Source organism: Streptomyces sp. YIM 98790, from assembly GCF_011421595.1.
In the GTDB taxonomy this organism is placed as follows: domain Bacteria; phylum Actinomycetota; class Actinomycetes; order Streptomycetales; family Streptomycetaceae; genus Streptomyces.
In genome coordinates this window covers 1-20,501 of record NZ_WTLH01000053.1, presented here as the reverse complement: position 1 = coordinate 20,501, position 20,501 = coordinate 1, and the positions used below count along the sequence as shown (strand labels likewise).

18 protein-coding genes and 1 pseudogene are annotated in these 20,501 nt (G+C 75.4%); 7 read left to right on the top strand and 12 right to left on the bottom strand.

What is annotated here, in order from left to right; all coding sequences use genetic code 11:
• Nucleotides 1-89: 89 nt before the first annotated feature.
• From egtD to folB, 8 genes are all read right to left on the bottom strand, one after another.
• On the bottom strand, nucleotides 90-1,067 hold the full coding sequence (egtD, locus tag GQS09_RS11875) for an L-histidine N(alpha)-methyltransferase (protein ID WP_165985982.1): 978 nt from the start codon (nucleotides 1,065-1,067) through the stop codon (nucleotides 90-92).
• Nucleotides 1,064-1,897 carry an ergothioneine biosynthesis protein EgtC gene (gene egtC / locus GQS09_RS11870; RefSeq protein WP_165985996.1) on the bottom strand — a complete coding sequence of 278 codons (834 nt, stop codon included), beginning with the start codon at nucleotides 1,895-1,897 and terminating at the stop codon, nucleotides 1,064-1,066. The genes egtD and egtC overlap by 4 nt, the downstream gene beginning before the upstream one ends.
• Before the next feature lie 16 nt (nucleotides 1,898-1,913).
• A complete protein-coding gene (locus GQS09_RS11865; protein ID WP_165986008.1) occupies nucleotides 1,914-3,335 on the bottom strand; it encodes an ergothioneine biosynthesis protein EgtB in 1,422 nt (473 codons plus the stop codon).
• A 213-nt stretch (nucleotides 3,336-3,548) separates the two neighbouring features.
• Nucleotides 3,549-4,907, bottom strand: coding sequence for an ergothioneine biosynthesis glutamate--cysteine ligase EgtA (gene egtA, locus GQS09_RS11860; protein WP_165985995.1), 1,359 nt, complete (start codon nucleotides 4,905-4,907; stop codon nucleotides 3,549-3,551).
• 255 nt (nucleotides 4,908-5,162) lie between these two features.
• Entirely contained in the window at nucleotides 5,163-6,563 is a 1,401-nt protein-coding gene (locus tag GQS09_RS11855) for an NAD(P)/FAD-dependent oxidoreductase (protein ID WP_165985994.1), read from the bottom strand.
• A 145-nt stretch (nucleotides 6,564-6,708) separates the two neighbouring features.
• On the bottom strand, nucleotides 6,709-7,200 hold the full coding sequence (locus GQS09_RS11850; protein ID WP_165986007.1) for a DUF3180 family protein: 492 nt from the start codon (nucleotides 7,198-7,200) through the stop codon (nucleotides 6,709-6,711).
• A 114-nt stretch (nucleotides 7,201-7,314) separates the two neighbouring features.
• Entirely contained in the window at nucleotides 7,315-7,923 is a 609-nt protein-coding gene (folK, locus tag GQS09_RS11845; RefSeq protein WP_165985993.1) for a 2-amino-4-hydroxy-6-hydroxymethyldihydropteridine diphosphokinase, read from the bottom strand.
• A complete protein-coding gene (gene folB, locus GQS09_RS29380) occupies nucleotides 7,920-8,279 on the bottom strand; it encodes a dihydroneopterin aldolase (protein WP_165985992.1) in 360 nt (119 codons plus the stop codon). The genes folK and folB overlap by 4 nt, the downstream gene beginning before the upstream one ends.
• A 340-nt stretch (nucleotides 8,280-8,619) precedes the next feature.
• Between folB and folP the strand changes: the two genes are divergently transcribed.
• Together folP and GQS09_RS29375 are read left to right on the top strand one after the other, a co-directional pair.
• Nucleotides 8,620-9,567, top strand: coding sequence for a dihydropteroate synthase (folP, locus tag GQS09_RS11835; protein ID WP_165985991.1), 948 nt, complete (start codon nucleotides 8,620-8,622; stop codon nucleotides 9,565-9,567).
• Nucleotides 9,564-10,067, top strand: a pseudogene (locus tag GQS09_RS29375) (nuclear transport factor 2 family protein); the annotation flags it as partial. The gene folP and the pseudogene GQS09_RS29375, both read left to right, overlap by 4 nt.
• 525 nt (nucleotides 10,068-10,592) lie before the next feature.
• On the opposite strand, the gene bioB reads toward GQS09_RS29375, so the two are convergent.
• The 3 genes from bioB to GQS09_RS11815 all read right to left on the bottom strand — a co-directional run bounded on the left by bioB (nucleotide 10,593) and on the right by GQS09_RS11815 (nucleotide 13,930).
• Nucleotides 10,593-11,756, bottom strand: coding sequence for a biotin synthase BioB (gene bioB / locus GQS09_RS11825; RefSeq protein WP_165985989.1), 1,164 nt, complete (start codon nucleotides 11,754-11,756; stop codon nucleotides 10,593-10,595).
• Nucleotides 11,757-11,982: 226 nt separating this feature from the next.
• Entirely contained in the window at nucleotides 11,983-13,338 is a 1,356-nt protein-coding gene (locus tag GQS09_RS11820) for a PH domain-containing protein (protein WP_165986006.1), read from the bottom strand.
• 25 nt (nucleotides 13,339-13,363) lie between these two features.
• Nucleotides 13,364-13,930 carry a PH domain-containing protein gene (locus tag GQS09_RS11815; RefSeq protein WP_165985988.1) on the bottom strand — a complete coding sequence of 189 codons (567 nt, stop codon included), beginning with the start codon at nucleotides 13,928-13,930 and terminating at the stop codon, nucleotides 13,364-13,366.
• A gap of 94 nt (nucleotides 13,931-14,024) precedes the next feature.
• On the opposite strand from GQS09_RS11815, the gene GQS09_RS11810 reads away from it, so the two are divergent.
• A complete protein-coding gene (locus tag GQS09_RS11810; protein ID WP_165985987.1) occupies nucleotides 14,025-15,206 on the top strand; it encodes an NADH-quinone oxidoreductase subunit D in 1,182 nt (393 codons plus the stop codon).
• 165 nt (nucleotides 15,207-15,371) lie between these two features.
• Here GQS09_RS11810 and GQS09_RS11805 read toward each other — a convergent pair whose 3' ends face one another.
• Nucleotides 15,372-16,376, bottom strand: coding sequence for an SAM-dependent methyltransferase (locus tag GQS09_RS11805; protein ID WP_313896102.1), 1,005 nt, complete (start codon nucleotides 16,374-16,376; stop codon nucleotides 15,372-15,374).
• A 134-nt stretch (nucleotides 16,377-16,510) separates the two neighbouring features.
• On the opposite strand from GQS09_RS11805, the gene GQS09_RS11800 reads away from it, so the two are divergent.
• The 4 genes from GQS09_RS11800 to panC all read left to right on the top strand — a co-directional run.
• The gene (locus GQS09_RS11800; protein WP_165985986.1) at nucleotides 16,511-17,758 is read left to right on the top strand and encodes a sensor histidine kinase; all 1,248 of its coding nucleotides are present in this window, start codon (nucleotides 16,511-16,513) and stop codon (nucleotides 17,756-17,758) included.
• Nucleotides 17,759-17,846: 88 nt separating this feature from the next.
• Complete coding sequence (locus tag GQS09_RS11795) at nucleotides 17,847-18,530, top strand: response regulator transcription factor (RefSeq protein WP_165985985.1); 684 nt, start codon at nucleotides 17,847-17,849, stop codon at nucleotides 18,528-18,530.
• A gap of 275 nt (nucleotides 18,531-18,805) precedes the next feature.
• Nucleotides 18,806-19,741 carry a Rossmann-like and DUF2520 domain-containing protein gene (locus tag GQS09_RS11790; RefSeq protein WP_165985984.1) on the top strand — a complete coding sequence of 312 codons (936 nt, stop codon included), beginning with the start codon at nucleotides 18,806-18,808 and terminating at the stop codon, nucleotides 19,739-19,741.
• Nucleotides 19,738-20,501, top strand: a 764-nt coding sequence (gene panC, locus GQS09_RS11785) for a pantoate--beta-alanine ligase (RefSeq protein WP_165985983.1), incomplete at its 3' end; no start/stop codon positions are given. The genes GQS09_RS11790 and panC, both read left to right, overlap by 4 nt.

The window sequence follows — 20,501 nt, the reverse complement described above, 5'->3', positions numbered from 1 at the left end:
CGGGGAACGGACAGCGGACAGCGGTTGGCATGCGGGTTCCGCGCCGGGGGGCGGCGGAGGGGGCCGCCGCCCCCCGGCGGCGGAGGTGGTCAGGCGGTGGGGGCGGCGAGGAGGAGGGCGTAGCGGGCGGCCGTGTCGGTCCACCATTCGGTGAGGGTGAAGCCGCCGTGGGCGAGTTCGGCGGCGAGGCGGTCGCGGCGGAATTTGACGGAGATCTCGGTGAGGAGTTCCTCGCCCTCGGCGAAGTCGGCGGTGATGCCGGCGGCCGGGAGCTTGACGCTCTGGGCGGTGCGGGAGCGCAGGCGCATTTCCATGCGTTCCTCACGGGGGTTCCAGACGGCGCGGTGTGCGAACGCGTCCGGCTGGAAGTCGGCGCCCAGGCCGTGGTTGAGGACGTGCAGGACGTTGCGGTTGAACGCCGCGGTGATGCCCTGGCTGTCGTCGTAGGCGCGGACGAGGATCTGAGGGTCCTTGACCAGATCGGCGCCGAGAAGGAGGGAGTCGCCCGGGGACATGTGGGCGCGGAGGGCGGTGAAGAAGGCGGCCCGGCGGGGGGCGTCCAGGTTGCCGAGGGTGCTGCCGAGGAACGCCACGAGGACGGGGGCCGGGTCGCGGGGCAGGGCCAGGTCGTGCTCGAAGTCGGCGACCGTGGCGGTGATGCGGAGCGAGGGGTAGGCGGCGCACAGCGCTTCGCCCGCTTCGCGGAGGGGTGCGGGGCTGACGTCCACCGGGGCGTAGCGCTCCAGGGTTCCGGCGGCGGTCAGGGCGTCGAGGAGGACGCGGGTCTTCTCCGATGTGCCGGAGCCCAGTTCGGCGAGGGAGCGGGCGCCGGTGAGCCGGGCGATGTCGGCGGCCCGGTCGTGCAGGATCTCCCGCTCGGCGCGGGTGAGGTAGTACTCCGGGAGCCGGGTGATCTCGTCGAAGAGCGTGCTGCCGCGCTCGTCGTAGAACCACTTGGGCGGCAGGACCTTGGGCGTGGCGGTGAGTCCGGCGCGGGCGTCGGCGCGCAGCTCGCGGTCGAAGTGGTCGGGGGGCAGCCGGTGGTCGAGGGAGAAGCGGCTGGTCACGGACGGACATCCTCTCTGCGGCGGGTGGCTGCTGAGGCGGTTCGGGCGGTCAGTGGCTGCACCTGGGTGCCGGACGGGCCGGCCAGGAGGAGGGACCCCTCCGGCACCTCCTGCCAGCCCTCGGGGGTGTCGGAATCGGGTTCGGAGGCGACGAGGACGGCGTCGCCCGACGGGCCGGTCCCGGTCCGCCACCAGAGGGTGTCGCCGCAGCGGGTGGCGGCGATGGTGCGGCCGTCGGTCAGCAGCAGGTTGAGGCGGGCGTCCGGGCGCACGGCGGCGGTGGCCCGCACGACGGCGGCCAGTGCGTCTCCGGGCGGGGTGCCGTCCCGCAGCAGGCCGAGGGTCATGGCCCACAGGAGGGCGGAGTCGCAGCGGGCCTCCAGGGAGAGCAGGGTGGCCGGGGTCAGGGGCCAGTCGGTGTCGGCGGGGAGTCCGGGCCAGCGGTCCACCGCGCCGTTGTGGCTGAACAGCCAGCGGCCGGCGGCGTAGGGGGCGGCGGCGGCCTCGTCCTGGCTGGTGCCGGGGGTGGCGGAGCGGACGGCGGCCAGCACGGCGCTGCTGTGGACGGCCCGGGCCAGGTCGGGGAGATTGATGTCCGCCCAGATGGGGACGGAGCGGCGGTAGCGGGCCGGGGCCGGGGGCGGCCCGTCCGGGGCGGTGGGGCCAGGGCGGGGGCCGGGATACCAGCCGATGCCGAAGCCGTCGGCGTTGACCGTGCCGTGGCGCTGGCGGCGCGGCGCCCACGACTGCCGGTACAGCCCGTACGGCGGCCCGGTGATCAGCTCGGCCAGACTGCGCGGGGGGCCGAGGTAGGCCAGGTGGCGGCACATGCGTCCTCGCCCTCCCTCAGCCGGCGTCCGCGTCGCGCGCGGTGCGGAAGCCGGCGAAGATCTGGCGGCGGATCGGATAGTCCCAGTTGCGGAAGGTGGACCGGCAGGCCACCGGGGCGACGCCGAACGCGCCGCCGCGCAGCACCTTGTACTCGCTGCCGAAGAAGACCTCGCTGTACTCCCGGTAGGGGAACGCGGCGAAGCCGGGGTAGGGCAGGAAGTCGGAGGAGGTCCACTCCCAGACGTCGCCCAGCAGTTGCCGGGCGCCGGACGGGGCCGCGCCCGCCGGGTAGGAGCCGGCCGGAGCGGGCTGCAGGTGCCGCTGGCCGAGGTTGGCGTGGTCCGGGCCGGGCGGCCGGTCGCCCCAGGGGTAGCGGCGGGAGCGCCCGGTGGCCGGGTCGTGGCGGGCGGCCTTCTCCCACTCGGCCTCGGTGGGCAGCCGCCGCCCCGCCCAGCGGGCGTAGGCGTCCGCCTCGTACCAGCACACGTGGAGCACGGGCTCGTCCGGCGGCAGCGGCTCGGTGCGGCCGAAGCGGCGGCGCAGCCAGTGGGAGGAGGACGAGCCGTCGCGGAGCCAGAACTGGGGGGACTCCAGGCCGGCGCGCTGCCGGTGCGCCCAGCCCTCCGGGTGCCACCAGCGGGGGTCCTGGTAGCCGCCCGCCTCGATGAACTCCAGATAGGCGGCGTTGGTGACGGGGGTGGTGTCCAGCCAGAAGGCGGGGAGTTCGACGGTGTGGGCGGGGCGTTCGTTGTCCAGCGCCCACGGGTCGGTGGAGGTGCCCATGGTGAACGGGCCGCCGGGGATGAGGACTTCCCGGGGCAGGGAGGCGGCATCGGCGGGGGCGGGCGGGGGCCCGGGGGCGTGCAGCACCGGGTCGCCGCTGCGCAGCTGATGGGTGGCGAGCATGGTCTCGTCGTGCTGCTGCTCGTGCTGGGCGATCATGCCGAAGACGAAGGCGTTCGCCAGCAGCGGGTCGGCGCCCGGGCGGCGGGCCGGGCCGTCCGGCCCCTCCGGCCCCTCCGGGCCGTCCGGGCCGGGGCCGGTGGACGCCGGGCCGCCCGGTCCCTCCGGTCCTTCCGGCTCCTCCAGTCCCTCCAGCACCTCCAGGGCCTGGCGGCGGACCTCGGCGCCGTAGCCGCGGGCCTGTTCGGCGGTGAGCAGCGGCAGCCCCGGGCGGGTGGCGCGCGGATGGCGGAAGGCGTCGTAGAGCCCGTCGATGTCCGGGCGGACCCCGGGGCGCCGTCCGGCCTTGCGGACCAGCCAGAAGTCCTCCTGGTTGGCCACGTGCGCCAGATCCCACACCAGGGGCGACATCAGGGGGGAGTGCTGGGCGGCGAGATCGGCCTCGTCGACGCAGTCGGTGAGGGCGGCCGTGCGGCGGCGGGCCAGCTCCAGCTCGGCGCGGGCGTGATCCCGGAGCGAGGAGCCGGGTGCGATGTCGTCGGGCGCGGCGTCGCCGGCGGACGCTGTGCCGCGCGGGGTGCCGGGGTTACGCGTGCCGGTGGTCTCCTGGTGCAGTGTCAAGGCAGAACCTTCCTGCGAGAGCCTGTGCAGTGGGTGATGCGCGGCTGCCGCGCGACGGTGCCGTTGGTGTGTGGTGGACCGTGATGGCCGGGGCGGTGGCCGGTGCTTGCGGGCAGGGGGCGCCGCTCATGCGGGCGGGGCCTGCGGCGAGGCCGGTAACCGACGGCCGGCAGCGCCGAGATGCAGCCGGGACGGCCCGCCGTGCGGCGGGTGGCGGTCCAGCCAGTCGTCGGCCGGGCAGCGGCCACGCTCCGGATACCGTTCGGCGAAGCTGCTCAGCATGCGGCGCAGTTCGGCGGTGTCCGGGTCGCGGGCCAGGGCCAGTTCGGCAGCGGCGAAACAGGCCCGGGCGGCCTTGCCCAGTTCGGGATCGGCCGGGCCGTGCCGGGCGGCACGTGCCCACACCTCGGCGGGCGGCACCGGTCCGCCGCCGGTCAGCGGCTCGGTGGCGTCCGCCGCGGCATCACCGGCGGCCGGATCGTCCAGCAGGGCCGACACCAGGGCCACCGCCACCGCCCAGTCCGGTCCGCGCTGGGCGTCGATCATCCGCAGCTCCAGCCAGCCGCGCGGACGCACCGGCGGGAACAGGGTGGACAGGTGGTAAGCGAGATCCGCGGGGCGGGGCGGTGCCCAGCCGGGCGGCGGGCGGCGCAGCCAGGAACGGAACGTCAGGCCCTCGGGGGCCGACCAGTCGGCCGGTGCCGGGCGCTGCACGCACAGCACCGCGGCGTCCAGCGCGTACCGGGTCCAGGCGGCACGCGGGTCGCCGGGGAGACCGCCGCTTGCCGGCCCCGGCCAGGGCGGGGGGAGAGTGCGGCCCGGATCCAGGCGGGACCAGACCTCCTGCCGGGTGGACCGCCACCCGGTGGGACGGCCGCGGCGCAGCGGGGAGTTGGCGAACGCCGCCACCAGTACGGGCCCCAGCCGGTGGGCCAGCCACCAGCGGTGCCGGTAGCCGGCGGGGCCGTCGGTGTCGTCGCCCGCGTCCACATTGATCTGGACGGAGGCGGTGGCCCGCATCATCAGCCGGCCCCAGGGGCCGGTCCGGTCGAAGAACCGCTCCATGGCCGCGTAGCGCGGATGGTCCACCACCCGCGGGGGGCTGCGGAGCGGATCCAGCCCGATGCCGACGGCGGTCAGGCCCTCCTCGGCCAGCGCGCCGAAGAGCACGGTCTGGTCGGCGGCCGCGGAGCGCACGCACTCCGCGGCGGAGTCCGCCGCGGGGGTGGACAGCTCGATCTGGCCGCCGGGCTCGCGGGTGAGGACACCCCCGCCGGGGAGGGCACCGTGGGCGGCGAGCCGGCCGAGGACCGCGTCCAGCCGGGCGGGGGCCACCTGCGCGGTCGGGGTGCGGCCATCGTGCACCAGCCATTCCAGCTCGATGCCGGTGCGGCCGGGAGGGCCGGTCTTGAAACAGATACCGCCGGTATGGGCGGCCGCCGACTCCTCGGTCAGCGGCGCCTCTTCGTCGAGACTCGGCTGCATGCGCACTCCACTTCTGCTTCCCCGGGTCCGCTGCGGACACGCCCGCCCCGGGCGATCCGTTCTGGCCCGGTCCGGCCCCATCCGGTGCGGCCGGTGCGTCCGGCGGATTCCTGTTCGCCCGTTCTTGTCCGTCCGTCCTGTCCGCTTGTTCCTGCCGCCCGATCCTGGCAGGTACCACTGACAGAACACGGGGGAGCCGCCGTGCACTCCCCGTCCCGCCGGCCGTTTCCGCCACGGGAGGTGCCGGGGCAGGGGTCAGGGGCGGTCGCCGAGGTCGCCGAGGTCGCCGAGGTCGGCAAGGGCGGGTTCGACGGCCCGGTGGAAGGTGGGGTAGGCGTAGATCATGCCGCGCAGCACGGCGACCGGAGTCCGCGCCTGAACGGCGGTCTGGAGACCGTGCAGCATCTCGCCGCCGCACGGCCCGGCCGTGGTGGCGCCCACCAGCACCCCGCGATCCGCGTCCGCGACCAGCTTGACGAACCCGTCGTTGCCGGCCCGGTGGATCCAGCCGCGGGCCGAGGACGGAAGCTTCGCCATACCGGTGCGCACCCGGATGCCCTGCTCCACGGCCTCCCGCTCGGTCAGTCCGGCCGCGCCGACCTCGGGATCGGTGAAGGTGACCCGGGGCAGCGAGCGGTAGTCGGCCTCCGGCCCGTCCCGCCCCAGCACGTCGCGCACCGCGATCGCCGCCTGGTACATGGCCACATGGGTGAACGGGCCGCGGCCGGTGACGTCCCCGATCGCCCAGATGCCGTCCGCGGCCCGCATCCGTCCGTCGGTCTCCAGCGCCCGGGCCTCCGGGTCCAGACCGGCCTGCTCCAGGCCCAGCCCGGCCAGCCGCGGGCGCCGGCCGGTGGCCACCAGCAGGCGGGCGGCCGACAGCACCTCACCGCTCTCCAGATGCATCCGGAAGACGTCACCGTCGTGCTCCACCCGCCGGGCCGTGGCCCCGAGACGGAGGACGATTCCCTCCCGGTCCAGCACGCCGGCCAGCAGCCCGCTCGCTTCCGGCTCCTCCCGGCTCAGCAGCCGGTCCGCCGCCTCGACCACCGTCACCTCGGTGCCGAACCGGGCGTAGACCTGGGCGATTTCCAGGCCGACCGGGCCGCCGCCGAGGACCAGCAGGCTTTCCGGCGCCTCGCGGGCGGCCACCGCCTCCCGGTTGGTCCAGTACCGCACCTCGTCCAGGCCGGGCACGGGCGGGGCCTGCGGGGCCGAGCCGGTGGCGATGACGATTCCGCGCCGGGCGGTGAACTCCTGGCCGCCGACGGCCACCCGGCGCGGGCCGGTCAGCCGGGCCCGGCCGCGCACCAGCCGGCCGCCGCGGTCGATGAAGCGGTCGGCCGCGACCGCGTCGTCCCATTCGTCCGTGGCGTCCTCGCGAATCCGGGCCGCGACGGGGGCCCAGTCGGGTGACACCGTGGTGCTCCCGGCCATGCCCGGCACCCGGCGGGCCTCGGCGAGCAGGCCGGCCGCGCGCACCATCATCTTGGTGGGCACGCAGGCCCAGTAGGCGCATTCGCCGCCGACCAGTTCGGCCTCGGCGGCCACCACCTCCAGCCCGGCCGAGGCAAGCTCCCCGGCGGCGTGCTCGCCGCCCACGCCCATCCCGATCACCACCACGTCGACCTCGGTGGCCGCTGCCGCCTGCGCCATGCGTCCGTCCCTCCGTCCCGGCCGGGGAAGCATCAACGCGTCCATCGTGGGACGGATGCCGCGACGCGGCATCGCGAACCGCCGGATTCGCGCCGCCCGAGGAGCCGGCGGCGGGGCGGGCGGGGCCGGCGGGGCGTGGGCGGGCTCAGGCGGCGGTGGAGAGCGGGCCCTGGTCGTCGTCGCCGCCGGGGAGGCGGCAGACGTGCTGCAGGTACAGCGCGGTGGCGCAGACCGCGGCGCCCGCCAGCACCGCCAGCCCGGCGTACAGCGCCTGCTCGCGGCGGTTGGCCACATCCCAGTAGGTCAGCGCGAGAAACAGCCCCAGGCCGCCGTACAGGCCCGCGGCCAGTGCCGAGACCAGCGCGCTGGCGTGGCCGAAGACGACCGCGCGGGCCGCCAGCAGCGGGTCCACACCACGGGCCCCCGGCCGGCGCTCCCGCTGGGCGCGCAGCCGGGAGCGGAAGGTCAGCGCCACCGCCAGCAGGGCGATGGCGATCAGCGCCAGCACCGCCGGTGCCGATGCGGGCACGGCCGGCAGCGTGCCGCCGCCCTCGTCCCACAGCCAGGACAGGCCGTAGGCGAGCAGCGCCGCGCCGGTGAACAGCGCGAGCAGGATGCGCATCCGCAGAAGAGTCACTGTCCCGGCCCGTGCCCCTCGTCTGTCGTCGTCGCCGGTTGTCACCGCCGGTCGGTCGCCGGTTGCCGTCGTCACCGGTGCGGTCGTCACCGGCCCGGTCGTGGGTCGGTCCGCTCAGTCCGGCAGGACCAGCGTGACACCCTCGCGGCGGTGGACGCCCTGATCGCCGAGCTCCCGCAGCAACTCGGCCACCCGGCCGTGGCCGGGAAGCTCCGCGTCCGGGTCGACATCGTGCCACGGCACCAGCACGAAGGCCCGCTCATGGGCGCGCGGATGCGGCAGCGTGAGACGCGGATCGTCGGAGTGCACGCCCTGGTAGGAGATGAGGTCGATGTCCAGCGTGCGCGGACCCCATCGCTCGTCCCGTACGCGCTCGAACGCCTCCTCGATGGCCTGCGCCCGCTCCAGCAGCGAGGTCGGCGGCAGGGTGGTGCGGACGATCACCACGGCGTTGAAATAGGCCGGCTGGCTGTCCGCCGGAACGCCCCAGGGCGCGGTCTCGTACACCGGGGAGACCGCCTTGACCCGCAGGCCCGGGGTGTCGGCCAGGGCGTCCACCGCGCCCTGGAGGCTGTCCAGCCGGTTGCCCAGGTTGCCGCCGATCGACAGCACGGCGAATTTCGGGTTCTGGAGCGTGCTGTCCGCGGCATCGACCTGCTCCACCACCGAACGGTGGACGGGCTGCACGGTGGGGTCGGGCTTGGATGCGGCATCGGGGCTCATGAGCGGCTCCGCCTGATCGTGATGGTCACGTCGTCAAAGGGCACGGGGATCGGCGCCTGCGGCTTGTGCACGGTCACCTCGACCTCCCGCACGGGTTCGAAGGAGAGGCACCGGTCGGCGATCCGCTGCGCCAGGGTCTCGATCAGCGCGCACGGCTCGCCCGAGATGATCGCCGTGACCTCCTGGGCCAGCACCCCGTAGTGCACCGTGAGGGACAGGTCGTCGCTCTCGGCGGCCGGGCGGGTGTCCACGGACAGCTCCAGGTCGACCACGAAGGTCTGGCCCAGCGCCCGCTCCTCGGGCAGCGCGCCATGGGTGCCTCGGGCACGCAGCCCGCGCAGCGCGATGCGGTCCACGCTGGTCTCACTCCTCGGTGGTGTGCGAGCGGTCGGTCTGTCGGCTGCGGACGGCGAGCGGTGATCGGCGGGCGGTGGACCTCGGAACGGCGGACGGCGCACACCGGAACGGCGGGCGGCAGCGGTGGCCGGCGGGCCGCTCCACGCGGCCTGCCGGATGCCCGGTGCGCCCCGGACGTCCCGGATCCGGCTGTCGGTCTGTCCCTCGGGCCGGTCGGACCGGCGTACTCCGAATCTACCCGGGCCCTCGGACAGCCCTGTCGCACGGGGTGCGGCGCGGCGCCCGCCGGGTGCACACGGGGCGCTCCCCGCGCCCGGGGCCAGGTCCTACCCTTGAGCCATGGACAGCACTCACCCGCCGGTGACCGGCCTGCCGGAGTGGGGCCGCTGCGCCGTGATGGGCGTGGTGAACGTCACCCCCGACTCGTTCTCCGACGGCGGACTGTGGTTCGCCCCCGAGGCGGCGGTCAAGCACGGCCTGGACCTGGTGGCGCAGGGCGCCGATCTGGTGGATGTGGGCGGCGAGTCCACCCGCCCCGGCGCGCTCCGGGTGGATGAGGCCGAGGAACTGCGCCGGGTGGTCCCGGTGGTGCGGGAGCTGTCCGACGCCGGGGTGCTGGTCAGCGTGGACACCATGCGGGCGTCCGTGGCCGAGCGGGCCGTGGCGGCCGGGGCCCGGCTGGTCAACGACGTGAGCGGGGGCCGCGCCGACCCGCGGATGGTGCCGTTCGTGGCGGACGCCGGGGTGCCGTTCGTGGTGATGCACTGGCGCGGCCAGAGCGCCGACATGAACCGGCGCGCGGTGTACGGCGATGTGGTCGGCGAGGTGGTGGACGAGCTGCGCGCCGCCCTGGACGCGGCGGTGGCCGGCGGCATCGACGCGGGCCGCATCATCCTGGACCCGGGGCTGGGCTTCGCCAAGCAGGCGCCGCACGATCTGGCACTGGTGGCCGCGCTGGACCGGCTGCTGGCCGAGCTCTCCCGCCCGATGCTGGTGGCCGCCTCGCGTAAACGGTTCCTCGGGCGGGTACTCGCCGGTCCGGACGGCACTCCGCCGCCCGCCCGGGAGCGGGACGCGGCGACCGCGGCGGTGACGGTGCTGGCCGCGCAGGCAGGCGCCTGGGCGGTGCGGGTGCACGAGGTGCGGCCCAGCGTGGACGCGGTGCGGGTGGTCAGTGCGGTGCGTGACGCCGCGGCGCGCCCCGGAGACGGCGGCACGGGCGGCGGCACGCGCGAGGGCGGCGACAGCGGCGACAGCGGCGACAGCAGCGATGAGGGAGTCGGATGAGTGGGGCGCGAACCGACATCGAGGCGGTGGCCGCAGCCAACACCGCGCTCTACGACGCGCTGGAGCACGGTGATCTGCAGGCTCTGTCGGACTGCTGGCTGGAGGAGGGCAACGGCGGGATCAGCGTGGTCCATCCGGGCTGGCCGGTGCTCAACGGCCGCGCCGAGGTGCTGCGTTCGTACGCCACCATCATGGCGAACCACGAGTACATACAGTTCTTCCTGACCGACGTGGAGATCTCGGTGCTGGGCGACACGGCGCTGGTGACGTGCACCGAGAACATCCTCACCGGCGGGCCCGCGGCGCCGGACGGCTCGGCCGGGCCGCTGGTCGGCGGGGTGGTGGTGGCCACCAACATCTTCCGGCGGGCCGAGCACGGCGGCTGGAAGGTGTGGGCGCATCACGCGTCCCCGGTGCTGGCCGACACCGAGGAGGGGCCGACCGCGCTGGACGACCTGGACGGCGATCTCGACGACCTGGACGACAGGCCGGCCGGCGGCCGGGGCCCGGGCGGCATGGACGGCCTGGACGACCTGGATGTGCTGGAGGTCCTGGACGACCTCGACGGCCCGGACGGTCCCGCGGAGGATTCGGACACGGACGACACGGAGGGCCCCGACCGGCCGCAGCACGGCAACGGCAACGGCAATGGCAACGGCAGTGGGAACGGAAGCGGGGGCGCGGGCGGCGAGGAGGACAGCGGTCCGCCGCCGGCCACCGGCTGAGCAGTGCCACCGGCCCGGCTGAAGAGACCGGGCCGGACCGGTGGCGGGGGCTGCGGACGCCCGGCCCCGGCGCGAACGGGTGGCATTCGCGCCGGGGCCGAGCCGACCGCGTACCCCCTGTTACCCGTGGTCCCCCGGGACCGGGCCGTCCTGTGCACGTGCACGTGCGTCCGGTGGGCCCAGGCTAATCAACGAGGCGTGCGGCCGGGAGGGCGGTCCACTCCTTGCCGCCGGGCTGTAACACTCTGCAGCGTCTGCAAGCGCTTCCTTCACCGAATCGCCGTAAACCACCCCGTCTCGTCACGCGTTCGGAGCCAGGTCGGTGCCCGCGCCCCGGCGGCGCACCGCCACCAGATCGGTGCGCGGCGCCTCGGCCGGACCGTCCGCCTCCGCCTCCGCCTCCGCGTCCGCCTCCGGGGCAGCAGCGCCGGCGCCCCCGCCGGCGCCCGTGGTGCGGTGGCCCGGCAGGGTGGTGCGGCCCGCCTCCTCCACCTCGAATCCGGCGTCCGCGATCATCTCCAGATCCGCCTTGCCCGCCTGGCCCTCACTCGTCAGGTAGTCACCCAGGAAGATCGAGTTGGCCAGGTGCAGGGCCAGCGGCTGGAGGGAACGCAGATGCACTTCCCGGCCGCCCGAGACCCGCACTTCCACATCCGGGCAGACGAACCGCACCATGGCCAGGATGCGCAGGGCCCGGCGCGGCGTCAGATTCCACTCCTTGGCCAGCGGCGTGCCCTCGAACGGGATGAGGAAGTTCACCGGAACGGAGTCCGGGTCCAGCGCGCGCAGCGCGAACACCACGTCGACCAGGTCCTCGTCGCTCTCGCCCATGCCCGCGATCAGCCCGGAGCAGGCCGACAGCCCCGCGCCCTGCGCCTGCCGTACCGTCTCCACCCGGTCGGAGAAGTCGTGGGTGGTGCAGATGTCTCCGTACATCTCCTCCGAGGTGTTGAGGTTGTGGTTGTAGGCGTCGGCGCCGGCCTCCCGCAGCCGCTCCGCCTGCCCCTCGGAGAGCAGACCGAGACAGGCGCACACCTCCACGTCGGCGTTCCGCTCCTTGATCGCGGCGATGGTCTCGGACACCCGGTCCACGTCCCGGTCGGTGGGCCCGCGCCCGCTCGCCACCAGGCAGACGCGCTTGGCGCCGCCCGCCACCCCGGCGCGGGCCGCCTCGGCCGCCTGGTCCGGCTTCAGCCAGGTGTACTTGAGGATGCCCGCCTGCGAGCCCAGCCGCTGCGAGCAGTAGGTGCAGTCCTCTGGGCAGAGCCCGGACTTGAGATTGACCAGGTAGTTCAGCTTCACCCGCCGTCCGAACCAGTGGCGGCGCACCTTGCCGGCCGCGGCCACCACATCGAGCACGTCGTCGTCGGAGGCGGCCAGTACGGCCAGGGCTTCCTCGCGGGTCGGCAGCTCCCGCCGCAGCCCCTTGTCCACCAGCGTGTCCAGCAGGGTGTTCAGGTCCATCCCCCGATCCTGGCCCACGCCCGGCCGGGTGCGGAAGAACACCCGGACGTGACGTCCGCGATGCCTCGCGCGCCCCTCGCGAGCTGGTCGCGCGCCCCTCGCCCGCCCCTCGCGCCCGAGCGAGGGCTCACGCCCCCACGGCCTCACGCCCCCACGGCCTCGCGGGCCTGCCCCGGGTACGCCGCGGGCCGTGCCCGGCGCCGCCGAGGCGGCGCGCCGTGCCCGGTCAGGTCAGCCAGCGGTCGGGCCGCGCGGTGCGCCGCCCCAGCCGGGAACGCTCGGCCTGCGCCGCGACTTCGGCCGCCGCGTACTCCGCGTCCATCTGCCGCGCGCTGGCCGTGCCGTTGGCGCCGTGGTCCACATGGACACCGGCCAGTCCGAGGAACTGCTGCCAGGGCCCGCGGGTCAGCCGCACGCTCTGCACCTTGGCGTGCGGCACCAGGGTGTGCACCCGGCGCAGCCGCCCGTGCCGGGCCACGAAGACCGCCTCGGTCACCCCGTGGCCGTAGCCGCGCCACCACACCGGCACGGCCCACCGGGCGCGGGACGGCGCCGGACGGACCGCCGCCACCGCCGCGTCGATGTCCACCTGCGGCAGCATCCGGCCGAGCAGCGCCACGCACTCGTGGCGGGTGGTCACCGGCAGCAGCAGCCCGCCCTCGTTTCCGGCACCCGCCACCTCCAGCTCCACCCGCACCCAGCCGCGCCGCCGCCACAGCAGCGGCTCCACCAGCCGTACCGACTGCACCCGGCCGGGCGGCACGGTGGCGTGCTCCTTCTGGAGCAGCCCGTGGTCCAGCCGCAGCCCGTCCGGGGACTCGGACACGGTCCAGCCGTACTGGGTGAGGAAGCCGCCGACGCTGCTGCGCCACAGCGCGATCACCATCGGCAGCCCGGTCACCGCCGCGGCGAACACGCTGCCGGTCGCCCACAGCATCAGCGGGATGGCGGCCAGCGCGCCGAGCAGCGCGCCCCAGCCGCTGCCCAGCAGGGCCAGCGCCCAGGCCAGGGTGCGGGTCTCGACCCGGTAGAGCTGCCGGGCGGGGGCCTCGCCGGCGGTGGGCGCGGCCTCCGGGGCGATACCGGCCGCCCGGGCCAGCAGTTCGGCGCGCAGCTCGCGGGCCTCGGCCTCGCCGACGAACGCCAGCTCGTCGTGCTGCCCGGCGCCCACCACGTCCATCTTCAGCTTGGCCACCGCGAACACCCGGGCCAGCAGCGGCTGGGTGATGTCGATGGACTGGATGCGGTCCAGCCGCAGGTGCGCGGTGCGGCGGAAGAACAGGCCGGTGCGGATGCGCAGTTCGGTGTCGGTGATGCGGTAGCGGGTGACCCGCCAGGAGAGGAAGCCGTAGGCGGCGGCCACGGCCAGCACACCGGCGGTCAGGCCCAGCAGCGGGAGGGCGCCCAGCTCGGCGGCGTCCCGCAGGCGTTCGGGGTTCTGCGCCACCAGGGCGCCCAGCCCGGCCAGCGGTGCCCAGGCGCGCCGCCACGGGGTCACCGGATGCAGCCGCCGTCCCTCCGCCGGGAAGCCGCTGCCGCGGCCGGGCCCGCCGCCGCCGCCGCTGCTCTTGTCCGCGCCGATTCCGTTCACCGTGTGACCGCCGAGTTCACAGGCCCGCGGAGCGGGCTTCGCCCAGTTCGGTGAGACGGTCGCGCAGCCGCTCGGCCTCGTCCGGGGCAAGGCCCGGGATGGTCGCGTCGGTGGCCGCCGCCGCGGTGTGCAACTGGAGCCGGGCCAGGGAGAACTTGCGGTCCAGCGGCCCCGAGGTCACCTCCACCAACTGCATCCGGCCGTACGGCACCACGGTGAGCTGCTTCCACATCACGCCGCGGCTGATCAGGAGATCGTCGGCGCGCTCCAGATAGCGCCAGGAGCGGCAGACCCGGCCCAGCACCACCCAGCCCCACACCATCAGCGCCAGCGGCAGCAGGGCGGGCAGCGACCATTCCGGTGCGCCGAGCAGCAGCGGCAGCAGCGCCGCCACCAGGATCACCGGAGCCGTCCACACCACCAGCAGCACCCGCCACAGGGTCAGCAGGCCCGGCTGCACATGCCGCCACTCCCGGGCCCCGCCGGTCTCCCCGGCCTCCCCGGGCGTGGCGCCGTCCGCGCCGCCCGTGCTGCCCGCGCCGCCGTCCGTACCGTCCGCGCCGGCCGGCGCAACCGCTTCCATGTGCCCGAGCTTAGAGCCGCGGGGCGCCGGGCACCGAACCCGGCAGGGGACGGGCGCGTACCCATCGCGGTGCCGAACTGCCACACTGGCCCCCATGGCCAACGGGAACGGAACGACCGCCGCCGGCACCGAGACGACGGTGGGGGTGGGCGGCTCCGCGGTGTCGGTGGGGTCCACCGACATGGTGCTGAACATCGGCCCCCAGCACCCCTCCACGCACGGTGTGCTGCGGCTGCGGCTGGTGCTGGACGGCGAACGGATCTCCCGCGCCGAACCGGTGATCGGCTATATGCACCGCGGTGCGGAGAAACTCTTCGAGGTCCGCGACTACCGGCAGATCATCGTGCTGGCCAACCGGCACGACTGGCTGTCGGCGTTCTCCAGCGAACTGGGCGTGGTGCTGGCGGTGGAGCGCATGCTCGGCATGGAGGTGCCCGAGCGTGCGGTCTGGCTGCGCACCCTGCTGGCCGAGCTGAACCGTGCCCTGAACCATCTGATGTTCCTCGGCTCGTACCCGCTGGAACTGGGCGGCATCACCCCGATCTTCTACGCCTTCACCGAGCGGGAGGATCTCCAGCGGGTGATGGAGGAGGTCTCGGGCGGCCGGATGCACTACATGTTCAACCGGGTCGGCGGCCTGAAGGAGGATCTGCCGGCCGGCTGGACGGAACGGGCCCGGGCCGCGGTGGCGGCGGTGCGCGGCGGGATGGGCCGCTTCGACGATCTTGTGCTGGGCAATGAGGTGTTCCGGGCCCGCACCCGGGGCGTCGGGGTGCTCGACCCGCGGACCGTGCACGCCTACGGGGTGTCCGGGCCGATCGCCCGTGCCAGCGGCGTCGACTTCGACCTGCGCCGGGACGAGCCGTATCTCGCCTACGGCGAGCTGGGCGACACCCTGCGGGTCGCGGTGCGCACCGAGGGCGACTGCCTGGCCCGGTTCGAGGTGCTGCTGGAACAGACCCGGAACGCCCTGGAGCTGGCCGATGCCTGTCTGGACCGGCTGGCCGGGCTGCCGCCGGGGCCGGTCAACCAGCGGCTGCCCAAGGTGCTCAAGGCCCCGGAGGGCGCCACCTACGCGTGGACCGAGAACCCGCTCGGCCTGAACGGCTACTACCTGGTCTCCAAGGGCGAGAAGACGCCCTACCGGATGAAGCTGCGCTCGGCGTCCTTCAACAACATCCAGGCGCTGACCGAACTGCTGCCCGGCACCCTGGTCGCCGACATGGTGGCCATCCTGGGCTCCTTCTTCTTCGTCGTCGGTGACATCGACAAGTAGACAGACAGCACCAGGGGCCGACTCCGGGCAATGCGGGCCGTTGCAGGGCGTTACGGGGCGTTGCGGAGCGTTACGGGGCGGCGCCCGGCTGCGCGGGCTCCGGGCGCCACGCGCCCGGGTCCCGGCGCCGGGACGGGCCGGGACGGGCGGCCGGACGAGCGCGGGTCACGCCCCGGCGCGCAGCGGCAGCGGGATGCCCACCGGCTGCAGCAGCCAGGTGAAGCCGCCCAGCCCTCCCGGATCGGTCAGCTCCGCCGCCTGCCCGGCCAGCGCCAGCGCCCGCACATACCCGGCCGGATCGGCCGAGGCCAGCGCGAGCGGCGGCCGCCGGCCGCTGACCCCGAGCTGCCGCAGCGCCGACCGCTGCGGCAGCAGCACCGCGCCCGGCCCGGCACAGGAGTCCAGCGCCACATGCGCGGTCAGATCACAGCTGCCGTCGGGCACCGGCCGCACCTGGCGGCCGTCCCGGTAGCCGGTGAGGGTGCCCAGCGGCGGACGGGCGTCCCGGCTGTGGGCGTAGTCCACCGCCACCGCCAGACCGGCGGCCAGCCGTCCGGCCGCCGCCGCCCACGCCTCGTCCCGGGTGCGGCCGATCTCCGCCCGCTCGCCCGGCTCGCCGCGCAGCGGCCACCACCGCCGCAGCCACGCCAGGTCGGCCGGGTCCGGCGGCCCGCCCGGCGTCTCCTTCCCGGTCGCCGGGTCCACCAGCACATAGCGCGGCCGGCCGCCGGGGCCGGTCTCCACCACGTCCAGCGGGACGTTGTCCAGCCACTCGTTGGCGAACAGCAGCCCGACGACGCCCTCCGGCACCTCGGAGCACCACTCGATCCGCTCGTCCAGCCCGGCCGGCCGCTCCGCCCGCTCCACCGCGCACAGCCGTACCCGCCGCGCCTCGTCCGGCTCCAGCGCCGCCAGCACCCCGGTCAGCAGCTCCCCCCGCCCGGCGCCCATGTCCACCAGCGCCAGGCCGTCCGCCGGCCGGCCCAGGGCGTCGTCCACCCGGCGCAGCAGCACGGTCACGGCCTGGGCGAACAGCGGCGAGGCATGCACCGCGGTGCGGAAATGCGCACCCGGCGCCTCCCGCAGGAAGAACCCCGGCCCCGCCCCGTACAGGGCCCGCTCGGCGGCCACGCTCCAGCGCACCGGCCGCCCGCTCCGTCCCGCCGCCACCCCGCCACCGTACGCCCCCGGGGCCTCACCCGGAGGCAGCGGGCGTCGCGTCCCCCCAGAGGAGTAGCTGCCCTCCCCAGGTATCGCTCCCCGGACTGACCCGGAACGTCCGCCGTGTCCCTACTCTGAGTCATGTGAACAAGCTTTACGAATTCCTTCGCCGCCACCCGACACTGGTGGACGGCTTCTGGGGATTCATGCTGTTCGCCCTCACGATCGCCTGGCTGGTGGACACGCTGCCGGAGCTCAGTGAGGGGCAGGAGACGGCCGGCGGCCTGACCGCCGTCCTGCTGGGCACGGTGGTCACCCTGCGGCGGCGCCGGCCGGAGCAGATGCTGCTGCTCGCCCTGGCCGTCGGCGTGTTCCAGCTGGTCACCGGCGTCGAGCCCAACCCCGGCAACTTCGCCTTCCTGGTCATCATCTTCACCGTCGCCTCCCGGCAGACCCGCTGGGCCTCCCGGCTGGCCCTGGCCGGCGCCCTGGCGGCCCCCGCGCTGGCCTCGGTGCGCTGGCACGAACCGGACGACTTCCACTCCACCGGCGCGGCGGTCTTCGAGACCGTGCTGATGACGGTCTGCTTCGCGCTGGCCTGGGTGCTGGGCGACTCGCTGCGCACCCGCCGCGCCTACTACGCCGAGCTCGAGGAGCGTGCCACCCGGCTGGAACAGGAGCGCGAGGCCCGCGCCCGGATGGCCGTGGTGGCGGAGCGCGCCCGGATAGCCCGGGAGCTGCACGACGTGGTGGCACACAACGTGTCGGTGATGGTGGTCCAGGCCGACGGCGCCGCATACGTGCTGGACAAGGATGTGGAGCAGGCGCGCAGCGCGCTGCGGACCATCTCCACCACCGGGCGGCAGGCGCTCACCGAGATGCGCCGCCTGCTGGGCGTGCTGCGGGAGAGCAACGCCACGGCCAACGGCACCGCCGGCGCGGCCGTCGGCGAACAGGACTACGTGCCGCAGCCGGGCGTGGAGCAGCTCGGCGAGCTGGTGCAGCGCATCCGTGACACCGGGCTGCCGGTCGACTTCCGCATCGAGGGCTCGCCCCGCCCGCTGCCCAGCGGCGTGGAGCTCACCGCCTACCGGATCGTCCAGGAGGCCCTGACCAACACCCGCAAGCACGCCGGCCCCGAGGCCGGTGCCCGGGTCCGGCTCCGGTACGGCGGCGATACCCTCACCGTGCTGGCGGAGGACGACGGGCGCGGGGCGCGGCCGGTCGGCGCGTACGAGAGCGGCGGAGCCGACGGGCTGGGCCACGGGCTGATCGGCATGCGGGAGCGGGTGGGGATGGTCGGCGGTGAACTGCTGGCCGGGCCGCGCCCCGGCGGCGGCTTCCGGATCAGTGCCACCCTGCCGCTGAAGACCCGTGACTGCCCCGCCTGAGCCGCCGCCGCCCGTTCCGCCGCCGCCGCACGCCTCGCCTGTCCGCGTGACCGAAACCACTCCCAGGACCCCGGGAAGGACACCTCTGATGCCGATCCGCGTCATGCTCGTCGACGACCAGGTGCTGCTGCGCACCGGATTCAAGATGGTGCTCGCCGCCCAGGAGGACATGGAGGTCGTGGCGGAGGCGGGTGACGGCGCCGAGGCGCTGGAGCGGCTGCGCACGACGGCCGTGGACGTGGTGCTGATGGACGTGCGGATGCCGCGGATGGACGGGGTGGAGGCCACCCGCCGCGTCTGCCAGGAGGGGGAGGGCGGGCCGGGCGCGCCCAAGGTGCTCATCCTGACCACCTTCGACCTCGACGAGTACGCCTTTTCCGCGCTCAAGGCGGGTGCGTCGGGCTTCATGCTCAAGGACGTGCCGCCGGACGAGCTGCTCTCCGCGATCCGCTCCGTCTCCAGCGGGGACGCGGTGGTGGCGCCGTCCACCACGCGGCGGCTGCTGGACCGGTTCGCCACCCTGCTGCCGGCCGCGCAGCAGGCCGAGGACCCGCGGCTGAAGCAGCTGACGGACCGGGAGCGGGAGGTGCTGGTGCTGATCGCCCAGGGGCTGTCGAACGGCGAGATCGCCGCGCATCTCTTCGTGTCCGAGGCCACGGTGAAGACGCATGTCGGCCGCATCCTGGCCAAGCTCCAGCTGCGCGACCGGGTGCAGGCGGTCGTCCTCGCCTACGAGACCGGCCTGGTCCAGGCCGGCGGCCACCCCCACTGATCCGCCCGCGGCGGATGCGCCGCTCGCCGGGCCCCCGCCCCGCGCCGGCCCGCCCCGCCCCGGACGGCCCCGCACGTCCTCGGGCGGCACCCGGCGAGCCGGGCCGCGGCCCGCGGCCCCGCCAGGGCTGTCGGGCTCGTCTCATCGGGTGGCGGGAGCGGTGGTGCGCGGGTTGCCCGCGGATAGCATGGGTGTGAACGTCCGGTACCGATGCCCGCTGGGGCCCGCCAGTCCGCCCGGTCTGGCGGAGGACTGGAACGGAACGGAAGGCTGCCGTGAACGCACCGCATCACCCCGGCGGCTCCGGCGCGCCCGGACGCGCCGAGGACCGGCCCGCCCGGCTGTCCGTCGGTGTCGTGGGCGCCGGACGCGTCGGTCCCGCGCTCGCCGCCTCCCTCGCCCTGGCCGGGCACCGCCCGGCCGCCGTCTCCGGCGTCTCCGACGCCTCCCGCCGCCGCGCCGACGCCCTGCTGCCCGGCGTGCCGCTGGTCGACCCGGCCGAGGTGATGGCCCGTGCCGAACTGGTCCTGCTCACCGTCCCCGACGACGTGCTGCCCGGCCTGGTGCGCGGCCTGGCCGGGACCGGCGCGGTCCGCCCCGGCCAGCTGCTGGTGCACACCTCCGGCCGCTACGGCACGGCGGTGCTCGACCCGGCCCGCCGGGCCGGCGGCCTGCCGCTGGCCCTGCACCCCGTGATGACCTTCACCGGCACCTCGGTGGACGTGCAGCGGCTGGCCGGCTGCGCGTTCGGCGTCACCGCGCCCGAGGAGCTGCGGCTGGCCGCCGAGGCGCTGGTGATCGAGATGGGCGGCGAGCCGGAGTGGATCGAGGAGAGCGCCCGCCCCCTCTACCACGCCGCGCTCGCGCTTGGCGCCAACCACCTGGTGACGCTGGTCGCCCAGGCCATGGATCTGCTGCGCACCGCCGGGGTCGGCGCACCGGACCGGATGCTCGGCCCGCTGCTCGGCGCCGCCCTGGACAACGCCCTGCGCTCCGGCGACGCCGCACTCACCGGCCCGGTGGCGCGCGGCGACGCGGGCACCGTGGCGGCGCACGTGGCCGAGCTGCGGGCGCACGCCCCGGACGCCCTGCCCGGCTATCTCGCCATGGCACGGGCCACCGCCGACCGCGCCCTGGACCACGGCACGCTCCGGCCCGAACAGGCCGAGCGCCTCCTGGAAGCCCTGTCGTCGGACGGAGAACCCGCATGAGCGCCCCCAGCCCCGCCCCGAGCGCGCGCCCCGGCCCGGGGGGCCGCCTGCCCGTTCCGGTCACCGCGGAGGGGCTGCACGCCCTGCCGCGTCCCGCCGGCGCCGGGCCGCGGGCCGTGGTGATGACCATGGGCGCGCTGCACGAGGGGCACGCCACGCTGATCCGGGCGGCCCGTGCCCGGGCCGGGCGGGACGGGCAGGTGGTGGTCACCGTGTTCGTCAACCCGCTGCAGTTCGGCGAGGGCGAGGACTTCGACCGCTACCCGCGCACCCTGGACGCCGATCTGGAGGTGGCCGCGGCGGCCGGGGCCGACGCGGTGTTCGCCCCGTCGGCCGCGGAGGTGTACCCGGGCGGGGAGCCGCAGGTGCGGATCAGCGCCGGGCCGATGGGGGAGCGGCTGGAGGGCGCGTCCCGGCCCGGCCACTTCGACGGCATGCTGACCGTGGTCGCCAAGCTGCTCCACCTGACCGCCCCGGACATCGCCCTCTACGGCCAGAAGGACGCCCAGCAGCTGGCGCTGATCCGGCGCATGGTGCGGGACCTGGACTTCCCGGTGGAGATCGTGGGCGTGCCCACCGTCCGCGAGGAGGACGGGCTGGCGCTCTCCAGCCGCAACCGTTACCTCTCCGGCGCCGAGCGCCGCACCGCGCTGGCGCTCTCCCGGGCGCTGTTCGCCGGGCAGGACCGGCTGGCCGCCGAGGCCGCGCTGCACGCCCGGGCACTGGCCGCGCCGGCCGCGCCGGAGCGCGCGGCCGGGCT

What these genes read in the sequence shown, in the direction of transcription:
- egtC (WP_165985996.1), bottom strand. Translation starts at nt 1,897, where the DNA reads ATGTGCCGCCACCTGGCCTACCTCGGCCCCCCGCGCAGTCTGGCCGAG.
- egtA (WP_165985995.1), bottom strand. Translation starts at nt 4,907, where the DNA reads ATGCAGCCGAGTCTCGACGAAGAGGCGCCGCTGACCGAGGAGTCGGCG.
- GQS09_RS11855 (WP_165985994.1), bottom strand. Translation starts at nt 6,563, where the DNA reads ATGGCGCAGGCGGCAGCGGCCACCGAGGTCGACGTGGTGGTGATCGGG.
- folK (WP_165985993.1), bottom strand. Translation starts at nt 7,923, where the DNA reads ATGAGCCCCGATGCCGCATCCAAGCCCGACCCCACCGTGCAGCCCGTC.
- folP (WP_165985991.1), top strand. Translation starts at nt 8,620, where the DNA reads ATGGACAGCACTCACCCGCCGGTGACCGGCCTGCCGGAGTGGGGCCGC.
- bioB (WP_165985989.1), bottom strand. Translation starts at nt 11,756, where the DNA reads ATGGACCTGAACACCCTGCTGGACACGCTGGTGGACAAGGGGCTGCGG.
- GQS09_RS11815 (WP_165985988.1), bottom strand. Translation starts at nt 13,930, where the DNA reads ATGGAAGCGGTTGCGCCGGCCGGCGCGGACGGTACGGACGGCGGCGCG.
- GQS09_RS11810 (WP_165985987.1), top strand. Translation starts at nt 14,025, where the DNA reads ATGGCCAACGGGAACGGAACGACCGCCGCCGGCACCGAGACGACGGTG.
- GQS09_RS11795 (WP_165985985.1), top strand. Translation starts at nt 17,847, where the DNA reads ATGCCGATCCGCGTCATGCTCGTCGACGACCAGGTGCTGCTGCGCACC.